Raw genomic sequence first — 13,994 nt, 5'->3', positions numbered from 1 at the left:
GAGGATAAGAGGAAGATCGATTAAACAATAGAAAAGCGCAATAAATACTCTTAGACATAAGGTATTTATTTAAGCTGCAATATTAACATATTTGCTATGAAGCAAGCCAAAAACGACATTATAAAATCGTTTGTATTTAACTTATGACTTATATCGGTTTTGTCAAACAACCATTAATAATTGGTTAAAAGTAATAAATGACAAGTTATCATGCTAACTTGCCATTACTACAGTAAAACATTTGTTAAGCTGATATAGTCTCAGCACCGCCCATAAACGGACGCAATACTTCTGGAATAGTGATACTACCATCAGCGTTCTGATAGTTTTCCATCACTGCCAGTAAGGTACGGCCGACGGCCAAACCTGAGCCATTTAACGTATGCGCAAGACTGGTTTGCTTGCCGTCTTTGACCCGTGTGCCCATACGGCGTGCTTGGAAATCACCGCAGTTAGAGCAGCTAGAGATTTCACGATAGGTCTCTTGGCTTGGTAACCATACTTCGATGTCATAAGTCTTTTGCGCGGCAAAGCCCATATCGCCAGTACACAGCTTAACGGTACGATATGGTAGATTGAGCTGTTGCAAGATATCTTCGGCCTGTCCTGTCATCGCTTCTAATAGCTCATCTGACTGCTCAGCTGAGGCAATATTGACCATCTCAACTTTTTCAAACTGATGCTGACGGATAAGACCACGGGTATCACGGCCATGCGAGCCAGCTTCACTGCGGAAACATGGCGTATGCGCGGTAAACTTTAACGGTAGCTCTTTGATATCTAAGCGCTCGCCGCGTACCAAGTTGGTCATCGGCACTTCCGCCGTTGGAATGAGGTAAAAATCCATCTCATCGTTATTAGTATGATTGGTCAGTTTAAACAAATCATCTTCAAACTTTGGCAACTGACCTGTGCCTTTTAAGCTTTCAGAATTGACGATATAAGGCACATAAGTCTCAGTGTAGCCGTACTTAATAGTATGGGTATTCAGCATAAACTGAATTAAAGCACGATGCAGCTGTGCAAGCTGGCCTTTCAACACATTAAAGCGACTACCAGTGAGCTTTGTTGCTGCTTCAAAATCGAGCATATCAAGCGTCTCACCGATATGAGTATGGTCTTGAATCTCAAAATCAAAATCTCGCGGCGTCCCCCAAGTGCGTACTTCAACGTTATCATCTTCTGACGCACCCACTGGCACATCTGCTGCTGGGATATTCGGGATTTGCAAAGCAGCTTGGTTGATGCGCTCTTGTAGAGTGCGCAGCTCGTCTTCAGCTACTTTAATCTCACTACTGACACTTTGCATTTGAGCCAATAGCTCGCTGGCATCTTCGCCTGATTTTTTTAGCGCGCCCACTTGTTTTGCACCGGCATTACGGCGCGATTGCAACTCTTCGGTCTTAACTTGTAGCGATTTACGCTCAGCTTCGATACTTTGCCAAAAGGCCATATCAAGCGTATAACCACGAGTGGCGAGTTGTTGCTGTAGATCGCTTAGGTCGCCGCGTAAGAGTTTTGGATCAATCATAATAGTTGCCTGTAACGCTAAAAGTGAATAAAAATTTTAAAGGAAAAGTAGTATAGGGGCTAGTCTAGCTTTAATACCTCGCCTAACCGTATTATTTGTTTATGACAGCCTGTTTTTCATGAGAATATATTGTAGCCGCTATAATACCAAGACCCAGTAGCTTTGACCATATTGCAACTCTGTCTAATCAGTATTTCGACCATTTTTTAGCTATGTTCTAGTTATAACTGTCAGGGATTATCACGTATTATCATTAGCATACTTGCTGTAGTAAGCTAATACACCATAATTTTGAAACACCCTGTTCACACTTTGAGATTACTATTTAACCAAGTAAGCTGCAAATACCAGCGTTCATACCATTTATATGGTATCTATCAGTGAACAGATATCCTTATATGTTCCATTTAAGAGTACTTTTCGGTAAGATAAGCGCATACCTTTATTCCACTTCCAGCCAAATACGCGTAGCTGTTTCGTTTTGGCGATTTAAACCCAACACTTTTAATATAAGTATTTGAGAAACCTTTATGGCCCTGTACCCCTACACGCTACAACCTGTCCCCCTAAACCTGACTGAGACTGAATTTCATCAAGCACAGTATGAGCTATTTGCCAGTGCTAGCCCCTCTTTCGGTCTAAAAAGCATCAAAATGAAAGAATGGATTATCATGGCGGTGGTCGTAATACTAGCGGTTGCAGGGCTAATATTCGTGACAGGCTATTCCACTATTATATTTTGGGTCATGCTGGTCTCGGTCGTCATTTACCTATTGGTTCGTACTTTAGGCTTTAAATGGTATGTCAAAAAACAGTTTGATAAACAAGTAGCTGAACAAGAGATGCCAGATGAGATGCGTCAAATGAAACTAGGCGTACAAAAACATGGTCTAGTCATGGCAATGCCGAGCAATCAACCTGATTTGATGAGCAGCAATAAGATGCGTGGCATGCAAATGCGAGCGGGTGCCACTCAACAAGCGGTGATTCCATGGACTGCGGTCAAAAGCTGGGATGAGACTGATGACTATATCTTTATGATGTTTGAAATGAAGGGGCAACAAGGTAGCCAAATCGTACCCAAACGTTTACAAGCACAGAAGTTCCCTATTGATACTGTCCGTCAGCATTTACAAGAAGTCGTTCCAATACGCGGCTTAAATCCTGAAAGCCTACAACCGCCCTCAAAGTAAGGTTTTATAGAATCAATCATAGCGTTATATTTATCAAACTTAACTAATGATTCAAGTTTTGCTATTATAATAATCATTAAAGGGTATGGCGCTGTGATTGTTCTATTTGCTTTTTAGGATATGTTTACTGTATTTTTAAAGTTCTGTTGCAGTAAAGCGCTTAAGTATAAATGGAATAACTTGCTATACTTTTATTTTATAATTTACACTCACACTATAAGGATAATATTATGAGTAATACCAATAATGCGACTAATCAAATCGGTCTAGAGAAAGCAGATATGAGCGAAGTAATCACCAAGCTCAACAGCTTATTATCAAGCTATCATATGTTTTATATTAACGTTCGCGGTTACCACTGGAACGTAAAAGGTGAGCACTTCTTCACCCTACATCCTCAGTTTGAAGAACTATATACTAGCTTACAGGTAGAAATCGACGAGATCGCTGAACGTATTTTGACATTAGGTGGTACGCCATTGCATGCTTATAGTGACTTTGCTCAGCACACCAGTATTCCTGAAGATAAGAATGTTAAAGACGGTAATGCTTGCGTGAAAGGCGTGGTGACTGGTTTGCAATCTCTTATTGAAGAGCAACGTGACGTATCAGCACTAGCTGAACAAGCTGAAGATCAAGGTACCGCTGACTTAGTAGATGAATATGTACAGCAGCAGGAGAAATTGATCTGGATGTATAATGCTTTTTTAGGTTAATAATATGACTAAAACATAAAAACTCATAAAAAAAGCACCTATCATTAGGTGCTTTTTTTATCGCTTATCTTACGAAAACTGTTATTTTACAGAAACCATGCTCTATTTTTGAATCCACTGACGCATTTTCTCGCGCTCAGCAGGTGTGGCATTAAGCCAGATCTGCATGAAGCTATCAAGGGTATCTATAGACTGTGTTGTAGTTGTAGAGCTTACCGTACCAGTGTTCACTCTAGGCTGAGTGGTCGCTACTTGTGGTGTACTTGGCTGTTCTATTGCAGCGATAGCGCGCTGATTCTGTAGCTCAGCATTGCTACTACCACCGAATACGCCGCCTAGAGCCTGTCCTATACCTGAAAGTAACCCACCTTTATTACCGCCAAGGCTTTGTTGACTTGCAACCACTGTGTCATTATTTAGTATAGCTAGCGTTGGACGTTCAGCATATTCTTTAGCTGCTTCATAGTCTTCTGGCTGATTGGGCATGGCCAAACGGTATGTCTGATTGTCGGCCAACTCTGCTGTTATGCTGATGTTGCCTGAACGCAGATAGTCATGCTGATCTCGAGGTAATTTATATAAACGATCGTATTTAGCAGTGATAGCATGCTGGCCTGGCTGCAGAGTAAACGTCTTCGTTAAGGGTTGGAATGCACTTTGTTTGACTTCCTGCCCGTTGATAGCCGTTACTTTGATATGATCATCAACGTTTAGAGTGACTGCTGCATGTGAGAGCATAGATACCGAACCTATGCTGACGAATAGTGTACTAATGGTCATTTTTTTGAGCAAAGAGGCAGAGATTTTCATAAGACATCCTATCCACGATAAAAAGTTTGGTGAGAAAATTAGCAATTATAGCGTTAAGCTATCTATCTTTAATAAGCTTTCTTTAGTGAGTTTTGACATCTAAAAATCTAAAGGTATTGTATGATTGTCATTATTTGCCGCTTCACTATCTTCATGGGCTTCTTGAGCGATATCAGCAAGCTCGGCAGCAAGCGTTTGCTCATCAATAGTACGTAGCGCATCACTTATGACTGCTTTTGATATATTGCTACGTCCAAGATTAGAGAACATTGGCTGAATATAATTTAGCACTTCCATCATCGCCCCGATACGATGCGGACCTTCGGTAAGCAAATGGTCAATGATACGCTGATCGAACTGCCAACCTCGCCTACGCAAGATAGATTGAAGTAGTGCTTGACGATCTGCTAACTCATGACCATTAGGTACTTTAAAAGTAGGCGCTTGCGCTAAACGTGTCAATAAGTCAGTTAGCTGAAATGGCAGCTCACTGGCTGGCCTATTAGCAGCGAATAGCAACTGACGCTGCCCTTCTCGGCTACGGTTTATCAAATGAAATAGTGCTTCTTGCCATTGACTGCTATGTTCTAGTACTTCCAAATCATCAATAGCGATAAGATCAAAGTTTTCTAAAGATGACAGCACATGGACATCAGTGTGAATCAACTCATTAAGCGACAAACAAATTGCTGTCTTGTCCATCTCGATAAACGACTCACAAATAGCCGATAGTAGGTGGGATTTGCCAGTAGCAGGGCTACCAAATAAGTACAGCTGTCCTATCAGGCCGACATGTAGTTGCCGTACTGCATCAATAATCGACATCCAACCTGGACCTGCAAAGTCACTAAGACTTGCATCGTGTTTAATGTCCAAATTAAGACTTAGCTGTGCTTCTGCCATGAATCATCAACTCGTTTTGCATCGCACAAAAAAAAGAAAACACAACATGATAATCGACTTTCTTTTAACTGGCTTAAATACTGTGTAACATGAATTTGCTGCTATTGACTATGACTCTTTTGACTAACGTCTTATTAGCGAACATCTCTTTTAAGAGTAATGAACAAGCAACTGCTATAGTCAATACTGCGCCTATATATAACATATTTATAAAATGACTGACAACTCTTTTACTCACTAACCTACATTAACCACTCACCTAGGAGCTACCATCTGACCAGCGCTATCAATGTAGGCTATAAGCTGCAATATTATATGACTTATCTTTTTTCGAATAAGTTTAACTGCTTACGTCCTTTATAAAGATCAGTAGAACGGTAATAATCATATAAATGATGAAACAATACATTGAGTACAGCGGATACAGGCAAGGCAATCAACATACCGACGAACCCTAATAGACTTGCCCCTGCCAATACTGCAAATATTACCCAAAGCGGTGATAAGCCAATCTTATCCCCTAACAACAAGGGCTGTAAAATATAACCTTCTGCCGCTTGACCTACCAAAAATGCCCCCACTATCAAAGACAGATAAGTCCAATTTAAACCAAACTGGAATAGACAAGCGATAATAGCAGCAATAAAACCAAGCCCAAAGCCTAAATAAGGGACAAAGCTTGCGATGCCTGCGCCCATACCAATGATTATACCAAGCTCAAGCCCAATCAATTGTAATTGTACAGCATAAATGATTCCTAATAGTACCATGACCAGTAACTGACCTTTGATAAAAGCCATCAACGCCCGATCACACTCTTGAGCAATCTCGATGACTGTCTTGCAATAAGCAGTAGGAATAGCGACTTTCCAGCTAAGCAAACGTTTGTCCCAATTAAACAAAAAGTAAAAGGTTAAAATGGGGACTAGCACGATAAGTCCAGCACTATTAATAAAATTCATACTTGAGGCGATTATTTGACTCATCCAACTACTGGCGTCCGAAAACCTATAATGCGTTTGCATATAGTCCATCAATGTCTCAGACAACCCTTTTGCCTCCAACTCTGGTAGGCGATAGCGAGTATTGGCACTAAACCATTCGCGCACAACCTCATCATACCAACTCAAAATCTTAGGTAGATACTCCCAAGCAGCTTGTAGTTGATGCCACAATGTTGGCACAATCCACCAAAGTACCAGTATCATACTTAACGTCAATATGGCATAGACAATGATGATTGCTATCCAGCGTCTAACATACTTCGATAAACGTTTGACCAATGGATTTAATAAATACGCCAATATAAAAGCAATTACGAACGGTATAATGACCGGTATCATTAAATACAACAAAAATAGGGTTATGACAATAGCAACGACGATAAATAAGCGCCGAAAAAATGGATCTATCGGTTGGTTTATCATTAAGGACAATCCTACAATTAATCTGATTTAAAATGATAACGTTACTAACATCTTAGTATGTCATTTATTAAATAACTTTACTTTAGCAGCCATCATTAGTACGTTAATTTTATAGTTACTTAGGCGTCTTATTATCGCAAAGTACAGTAAAAAAGCAGTCATTTTTTGTGTCTTAGCTTTTTATTTGCGACTTATAGCGAATCTTGGCTAAATATTGGCAAGTTGCTTTGCGAGTATGGTCTATTTTTGGGTATAATGCGCGCACTACATTCAGATTCTGTAATACTGACTGCAACTATTCATTTTGATGAACGACTTCAATTATTGATTCCAATTATCTATCCCCAATTGTGAGATGACTATGAGTGACAAGCCTTCTTTAAGCTACAAAGATGCCGGCGTTGATATTGATGCAGGCGATGCGTTGGTTCAACGAATCAAATCCGTAGCAAAAGCCACTACTCGCCCTGAAGTTGTGGGTGGTCTAGGCGGTTTCGGCGCGTTATGTCGTATTCCGACAGGGTATACTTCTCCGTTACTGGTCTCTGGTACTGATGGTGTCGGTACCAAGCTTAAATTGGCATTACAATTAAACCGTCATGACACTATTGGTATTGATTTGGTCGCCATGTGTGTTAATGATTTATTAGTATGCGGTGCAGAGCCGTTATTCTTTTTAGATTATTATGCGACTGGTAAGCTGGATGTCGATGTAGCGGCAACTGTGGTCACTGGCATCGGTGATGGTTGCAAGCTTGCCAATTGCGCACTTATCGGTGGCGAAACGGCTGAGATGCCAGGCATGTATCAAGATGATGATTATGACTTAGCAGGTTTTTGTGTCGGCGTAGTCGAAGAAAGCGAAGTCATCACTGGTGAAAATGTCAGCGAGGGCGATGTGTTAATCGCACTTGCTTCAAGTGGCGCGCACTCAAATGGCTACTCTCTTGTACGTAAAGTCATTGAGGTAAGCGGTGTTGATGTCACTAGCAGCAATGAGCAGCTAGATGGCCAGCCTATCCAAGATGCCCTAATGGCACCGACTCGTATCTACGTAAAAGCCATTAAAGCTTTGCAAGACACGCTTGGTAGCTCGGCTTTACATGCAATGTCACACATTACTGGTGGCGGCTTAACAGACAATCTACCACGGGTATTACCAGATAATTTGGCCGCTAGCATTGACACAAATAGCTGGCAGTTCTCAGAACTATTTACGTGGCTACAAACCCAAGGTAATATCGAGCAAAGCGAGATGTATCGCACCTTTAATTGCGGGGTTGGTTTTGTCATCGTGGTACCAAAAGACAAAGCTGATATCGCTATTAAGACTCTAAATGATGCTGGCGAAACAGCATGGCAATTAGGTGAAATGGTCGAGCGTGGCTCTAACAACAGTGCGGACGCAGTGGTGTACCGTTAATGACAGACAGTAACGAAAAAGGCAGTCATAAGCCATTACGCGTGGCTGTTTTAGTGTCAGGCAGTGGTAGCAATTTACAAGTCTTAATAGACGCGACGCAAGAAGGCTCGTTACCGATTGAGATCGTCGGTGTCATTAGTAATCGCGAGGATGCTTATGCCATCACACGGGCAAAAGACGCCTCTATTCCAGTAGCGGTGTTGTCACACGTCACAAGCGGCAAACGCATGGGGATCAAGACCTTTGAAACTCACGCCAGTGCCCAGTTAGCGACATGGCAACCTGACCTGATCGTTTTAGCTGGTTTTATGCGGGTACTAAGTGCCAAATTTATCGACGATATGCCAGCTCCAATGATTAATCTACATCCTGCTTTATTGCCGGCCTATAAAGGACTTGATACGCATCAACGCGTCATACAGGCAGGTGAGCGTCAGCATGGATGTAGTATTCATGTGGTCACAGCTGAGCTTGATGCAGGTGCTGTTCTGACTCAAGCACTGCTAGAAATCAATCATAAAGATACTGCTGATAACTTGCAGACACGTGTACAAAAGCTTGAGCATCAACTGTTGCCTTGGACGATCTTGCTAATATCTAAAGGTGTCTTATCGTTGAACAACGAGCAATTATCAACACAGCAACACACCTATATGCCGACATTACCTTTGAAGCTATATTTAAACAGTTAAAGCAATGGCAAGAAGCAAAAAAAGATATTAACCATTTAAAACTATCAATCATAAAAAAGCCCAGCCATTCATACTTTGAATAACTGGGCTTTTTACTGTTTACTTTTAAAGAGTATTTAGAGTATTTTAGCTCTCGATACTTTTATGTATTATTAACCTTTATGGACATGTACACCTTTGATGTTAACAAACTCTTTAATACCAAAGCCACCATGTTCACGGCCATGACCTGAATTTTTTACGCCGCCAAATGGTAGTGCTGGATTGGCAAGACCATAGCCATTAATATATACCATACCTGTATCAAACTCTTCATTAGCTAAGCGGATAGCTTTGTCTTCATCTTTAGAGAAGATTGCACCGCCCAAACCATAACGGCTATCGTTAGCGATACGCAGCGCATCGTCTTGATCTTTAGCTCGAATTAGCGATGCTACTGGTCCAAATAACTCATCATCGTAAGCTGGTTGACCCTTTTTGACGTTTTCTAAAATAGTCGCAGGATAGAAACTACCTTTGCCTTCTGGTAACGTGCCACCAACAGAAATTGTAGCGCCCTTGTTTACGCTTTCTTCTACTTGCTCATGCAACTTTTCTTGCAAATCTTTACGCGCTAATGGACCAAGATCAGAGCTATCATCCATTGGATCGCCAGCTTTTTTGCTTGCAAATTCTTTTACGATGCGATCACGGAACTCATCATATAAGCTATCGACGACGATAAAACGCTTTGCAGCGACACAGGTTTCACCATTATTAATGAGACGTGCTTGTGTACAAGTTTGTACTGCAAGCTCTAAGTCAGCATCTTCTAAAACGATAAAGGCGTCGTTCGAACCCAGTTCTAGTACCGCTTTTTTGATTGCTTTTGCCGCTTGCTGACCAACGATGCTCCCTGCACCATCACTACCAGTAAGCGTAACGCCGCGCACCTTATCATGTCCGATTAATACTTCTGACTGATCATGATCGATTAGAATTGTACGGAACAAATCATTTGGTAAATCAGATTCATGGAATATTTTTTCGATCAATAAGCCAGAACCTGTTACATTCGCTGCATGCTTAAGTAAGATACTATTACCAGCCATCAAATTGGCAATGGTATAACGAAATACTTGGTAAGCTGGGAAGTTCCAAGGCTGCATACCATAGATAACACCGATTGGCTGATAAGTAACGATACCTTTTTTCATGCCTTCGACATCTCGCTCATCATCTGCAAGCGCAGTAACGCCTTTCTCTGCCGTGTAATCACAAATCGCTTTACATAGATCGACTTCACTCAAGCTTTGGTTATATAGCTTACCGCGCTCTTCAGTCATAAGCTTTGACAGCTCTTCTTTATATTTCATTAAGGTCTCACCGATAGAGTTGATGACCTTTGCGCGTTCTTCATGACTGGTTTTGCGCCATTCAAGAAAAGCTTGATGTGAGGCTTCAACAATCTTGTTGACCTCATCGTTGCTCATATAGCTATATTCTTTAATGTCTTCGCCTGTTGCCGGGTTTATAGTAGTAATATCTGCCATGATTATTGACCTTATCTATTTGTCTAGTTGATTGTTAAGTAGCTTAGATAACACTAATTATAAAACACACTTTTCTTAGCTTTATCATCTAGGCCTAATTAGTTATTTTTTTGAAAAGATTCGTTCTGAATACCTTTTTGCTTAATGTTTAACTGCTTTAAGTTAAAATTATCATAACAAAACTTTTGGCTTACAGTTTTACAAGATATAAAGAAATGTGTTCGATATGTTAAGAGTATGACTGTCTTATTAAGATATACTTAACTAATACTAAGCTTAAACAAACAAAAAACCAGCCCAAAGGCTGGTTCTATATTATTTCTTTTTAATAAGTATGTGAATAAAAGATACTTTATTCATCAGTTCTTTAGAACAGATGATTAATGGTAGGTACCTCTTGCTCTTGGTTTTCTTCATCAGCAACCACTTGCCGTGCAACATGCATAATCAGTTGTCTTAACCAACGATGTGCTGGATGATGCTGTAATAACGGTGACCACGCCATGGTTAGCTCAAACTCGGGAATAAAAAATGGTGGCTCTTTCATCATGATGCTGTCGTTATTGGCCTGCATGCGTGCAACTCGCGTTGGCAATGTAGCAATCAAATCTTTATTTGCCGCAAGCATCGCTGGCATCTGATAATGGCGTGTAAAGACACTAATCTGTCTTTTTTGTCCCAACCGCTGCAACGCTTGGTCAATAGAGCCCAGTCCACCAGATTTTTCTGGATTGACTCCGAATCCCACGCCCATACCAGTTTTAGACACCCATACATGTTGCGCTTTTAGATAGTTTTTGAGATTAAAACGATTGGCATAAGGGCTTTCTGATGCTAGCAAACAGCTAAAAGTGTCACGCCAAACCAACACTTGGTGAAAGCTTTGTGGTATTTCATTAAAACGGTTAATAGCCAAATCGACTCGGCCCTGTTCCATATCACGATAAGACACATCTGATGGTGTTAAAAAGTCCAAAATGACATTGGGTGCTTCAGAGCGTAAGGCTTTGACCAGCTTTGGTACCAACGTTGCCTCAGCATAGTCTGAGGTCATGATACGAAAGACGCGTGATGTGCTATACGGACGAAACTCTGTACGTGGTTCGAGCACTTGAGTCAAATCGGCAAGTATTTCACGAATACGTGGTTGTAGCTCTAAAGCTCTCTCTGTCGGGGTCATGCCTTCAGATGAACGTACTAACAATGGATCATTAAACAATTTACGCAATCGTCGCAAAATATTACTCATTGCAGGCTGCGTAATGCCCAACTGCTCAGCAGCACGTGTGACGTTTTTTTCTCTTAATAATACATCTAAATGCACCAATAAATTCAAATCAACCCGCTGCAGATTCATACGTTTTTCTCTTTTACTTAGAATAAATGCTACTTAATAATTAGCCATTTCGTGTGTGATTATTATGCTTGCTAATGCTTACCTAAAAAATCTCAATATGAGTATTAAAATTCTTATCTAAAAATCATTAAACTTTGATTATTATAGCGTGATTTGTACAATACAAACCATTGTTTTTATTATTCTATATATAAATAAAATACCAAAGATAACAATCATAAATTAGGTAAATCTAGGTATCCCCGCTATAGTGAGTTACATGAGTGATTTGCAACGTAGACGATAACTTTCACACAAATCGTGATTATCCTTATATAACTGGTTAATGCCTCTGCCTATTTAACTCAGTTACAGTATAACGATTTAGTAGTGATAGCACATAATACTCTGCTCATCTGTCACCTGTTACGCCTTCGGTTATTGTAACATCTCTTATCTTACTAATAGGTCATGATTCGCCTATTTGCTTTAGTACATAAAGATAAGAGCATTGTGAATTGTATAAATATCTGACTAACGACTGATTTTTCAAATACAGTTGAGCAAAGCGCTTGTATTTGTTGTTAGGTTTGTTTAGGGTAATAGAGGTAAGGTTTATAGCAGATTGTTATTCGTTGTTTATGGATAAAACTTCAACGTATTCTTAGTAGTACTAGCAACCATTAGATTTGAATGCCGTTAATGTAATCGTAGTTCGTGTAACTTCCACGCAAATATCGTTATTATCATTTTACCATTTGATTTTTTGTTCGTTAAACTTTTAATACCCCAACAAGGAGACTGTAGATGTCAACTAATTATAAATCAGCGATCGATTTAGTACGTGAATTAAAGCAAAAGCACGGTAACTGGCAGAATATCAGCGAAACTGATGCTGCACGTATGATGTTACAGAACCGCTTTAAGACTGGTTTAGATATTGCAAAATACACAGCAAAAATCATGCGTCAAGACATGGAAGATTATGACAATGACACTTCTCAGTACACACAGTCTCTAGGTGCTTGGCATGGTTTTATTGCTCAGCAAACCATGTACGCTAAGAAAAAATACTTTGGTACAACGTCTAAAACTTATATCTATCTATCAGGTTGGATGGTAGCCGCCCTTCGCTCTGAGTTTGGTCCTCTACCTGACCAATCTATGCACGAAAAAACCTCTGTGCCAAAGCTAATCGAAGAAATCTATACTTTTTTACGTCAAGCAGATGCCAAAGTACTAAATGATTACTTCCGTGAGCTAAATGCTGCTGAAGAAGCAGGCCAAGACACCAAAGCTATTCTAGAAAAAATCGAAAACTTTGATTCACATGTTGTACCAATCATCGCTGATATCGATGCAGGCTTTGGTAACGAAGAAGCCACTTATCTGTTAACCAAGCAGATGATCGAAGCCGGTGCTTGTGCTATCCAAGTTGAAAACCAAGTATCTGACGCTAAGCAGTGTGGTCACCAAGCAGGTAAAGTAACCGTACCGCACGAAGATTATATCGCTAAAATCAACGCGATTCGTTATGCATTCTTAGAGCTTGGTGTAGAAGACGGTGTCATCGTGGCTCGTACTGACTCTGAAGGTGCGTCACTCACACAAAAAATTCCAGTATCAAATGAGCCAGGCGATCTTGCTTCTAAATATATTGACTTCCTAGAAATGGAAGAAGTGAGCATTGAAGACGCTAACGAAAACGATAGCCTACTTAAGCATGACGGCAAATTGGTACGTCCAGTCCGTATGCCAAACGGCTTGTACAGCTTCCGCGAAGATACCAATATCGACCGTGTCGTACTTGACTGTGTGACTGCGCTTGAAAACGGTGCGGATTTGCTTTGGATTGAAACACCAACGCCAGACGTTGAGCACATTAAAATGATGGTTGATCGTATCAAAGAGCAGCAGCCTAAAGCTAAGCTTGTTTATAACAACAGCCCATCGTTCAACTGGACGCTAAACTTCCGTAAACAAGTGATCGCTCAGTGGGAAGAAGAAGGCAAAGACGTCTCTAAATACAATAAAGACGACTTGATGAGCAGCGACTATGATGGTACTGAACTTGATGCAGCAGCTGACGTTGCCGCTCAGAACTTCCAACGTGATGCATCACGTGAAGCAGGTGTCTTCCATCACTTGATCACCCTACCGACTTATCACACCACGGCTCTAAGTGTGCACGAGCTTGCCAAGGGTTACTTTGGTGAAGAAGGTATGCTTGCATATGCTGCTGGCGTACAACGTAAAGAAATTCGCGAAGGTATCTCTTGTGTCAAGCACCAAGCAATGGCAGGCTCTGACTTAGGCGATGACCACAAAGAAATCTTCTCAGGTGACAACGCCCTAAAAGCTGGCGGCGAAAAGAACACTATGAACCAGTTCTAATGCCCAAAAGCTCATAAGTATATATTAAAAAAAGCCG

Annotated in this window: 11 protein-coding genes; 5 read left to right on the top strand and 6 right to left on the bottom strand. The window is 40.7% G+C overall.

The genetic code is table 11. The features are described 5' to 3' along the window. Nucleotides 1-244 precede the first annotated feature (244 nt). On the bottom strand, nucleotides 245-1,531 hold the full coding sequence (gene serS / locus BTV98_RS02125) for a serine--tRNA ligase (RefSeq protein WP_058367736.1): 1,287 nt from the start codon (nucleotides 1,529-1,531) through the stop codon (nucleotides 245-247). Between the two features lie 530 nt (nucleotides 1,532-2,061). Here serS and BTV98_RS02120 point away from each other — a divergent pair. Then, a complete protein-coding gene (locus tag BTV98_RS02120) occupies nucleotides 2,062-2,724 on the top strand; it encodes a YcxB family protein (protein ID WP_058367735.1) in 663 nt (220 codons plus the stop codon). A 230-nt stretch (nucleotides 2,725-2,954) separates the two neighbouring features. Beyond that, complete coding sequence (locus BTV98_RS02115; protein WP_075102806.1) at nucleotides 2,955-3,440, top strand: Dps family protein; 486 nt, start codon at nucleotides 2,955-2,957, stop codon at nucleotides 3,438-3,440. A gap of 102 nt (nucleotides 3,441-3,542) precedes the next feature. Here the strand turns inward: BTV98_RS02115 and BTV98_RS02110 are convergent, their stop codons facing one another. The 3 genes from BTV98_RS02110 to BTV98_RS02100 all read right to left on the bottom strand — a co-directional run bounded on the left by BTV98_RS02110 (nucleotide 3,543) and on the right by BTV98_RS02100 (nucleotide 6,580). Continuing rightward, entirely contained in the window at nucleotides 3,543-4,250 is a 708-nt protein-coding gene (locus BTV98_RS02110) for a DUF2057 family protein (RefSeq protein ID WP_058369188.1), read from the bottom strand. Nucleotides 4,251-4,349: 99 nt separating this feature from the next. Continuing rightward, nucleotides 4,350-5,153, bottom strand: coding sequence for a DnaA regulatory inactivator Hda (gene hda, locus BTV98_RS02105; RefSeq protein WP_058369189.1), 804 nt, complete (start codon nucleotides 5,151-5,153; stop codon nucleotides 4,350-4,352). Nucleotides 5,154-5,473: 320 nt separating this feature from the next. Continuing rightward, complete coding sequence (locus tag BTV98_RS02100; protein WP_058369190.1) at nucleotides 5,474-6,580, bottom strand: AI-2E family transporter; 1,107 nt, start codon at nucleotides 6,578-6,580, stop codon at nucleotides 5,474-5,476. A 361-nt stretch (nucleotides 6,581-6,941) separates the two neighbouring features. Between BTV98_RS02100 and purM the strand changes: the two genes are divergently transcribed. Continuing rightward, nucleotides 6,942-8,003, top strand: a complete 1,062-nt coding sequence (purM, locus tag BTV98_RS02095) for a phosphoribosylformylglycinamidine cyclo-ligase (RefSeq protein WP_058369191.1) — start codon at nucleotides 6,942-6,944, stop codon at nucleotides 8,001-8,003. Further along, a complete protein-coding gene (gene purN, locus BTV98_RS02090; protein ID WP_058369192.1) occupies nucleotides 8,003-8,695 on the top strand; it encodes a phosphoribosylglycinamide formyltransferase in 693 nt (230 codons plus the stop codon). The genes purM and purN overlap by 1 nt, the downstream gene beginning before the upstream one ends. Nucleotides 8,696-8,847: 152 nt before the next feature. Here the strand turns inward: purN and BTV98_RS02085 are convergent, their stop codons facing one another. Next, nucleotides 8,848-10,227 (bottom strand): NAD-dependent succinate-semialdehyde dehydrogenase, encoded by a 1,380-nt coding sequence (locus tag BTV98_RS02085; RefSeq protein WP_075102805.1) that lies wholly within the window; start codon nucleotides 10,225-10,227, stop codon nucleotides 8,848-8,850. 367 nt (nucleotides 10,228-10,594) lie between these two features. Continuing rightward, nucleotides 10,595-11,584: a LysR family transcriptional regulator gene (locus BTV98_RS02080; RefSeq protein WP_058369193.1), complete on the bottom strand. Its 990-nt coding sequence runs from the start codon at nucleotides 11,582-11,584 to the stop codon at nucleotides 10,595-10,597. A 786-nt stretch (nucleotides 11,585-12,370) separates the two neighbouring features. Between BTV98_RS02080 and BTV98_RS02075 the strand changes: the two genes are divergently transcribed. After that, nucleotides 12,371-13,957 (top strand): isocitrate lyase, encoded by a 1,587-nt coding sequence (locus BTV98_RS02075; protein WP_058369194.1) that lies wholly within the window; start codon nucleotides 12,371-12,373, stop codon nucleotides 13,955-13,957. Nucleotides 13,958-13,994: the final 37 nt, after the last annotated feature.

The organism is Psychrobacter sp. Cmf 22.2 (assembly GCF_001921745.1).
GTDB lineage: Bacteria > Pseudomonadota > Gammaproteobacteria > Pseudomonadales > Moraxellaceae > Psychrobacter.
This window is presented reverse-complemented; position numbering and strand designations above follow the sequence as displayed.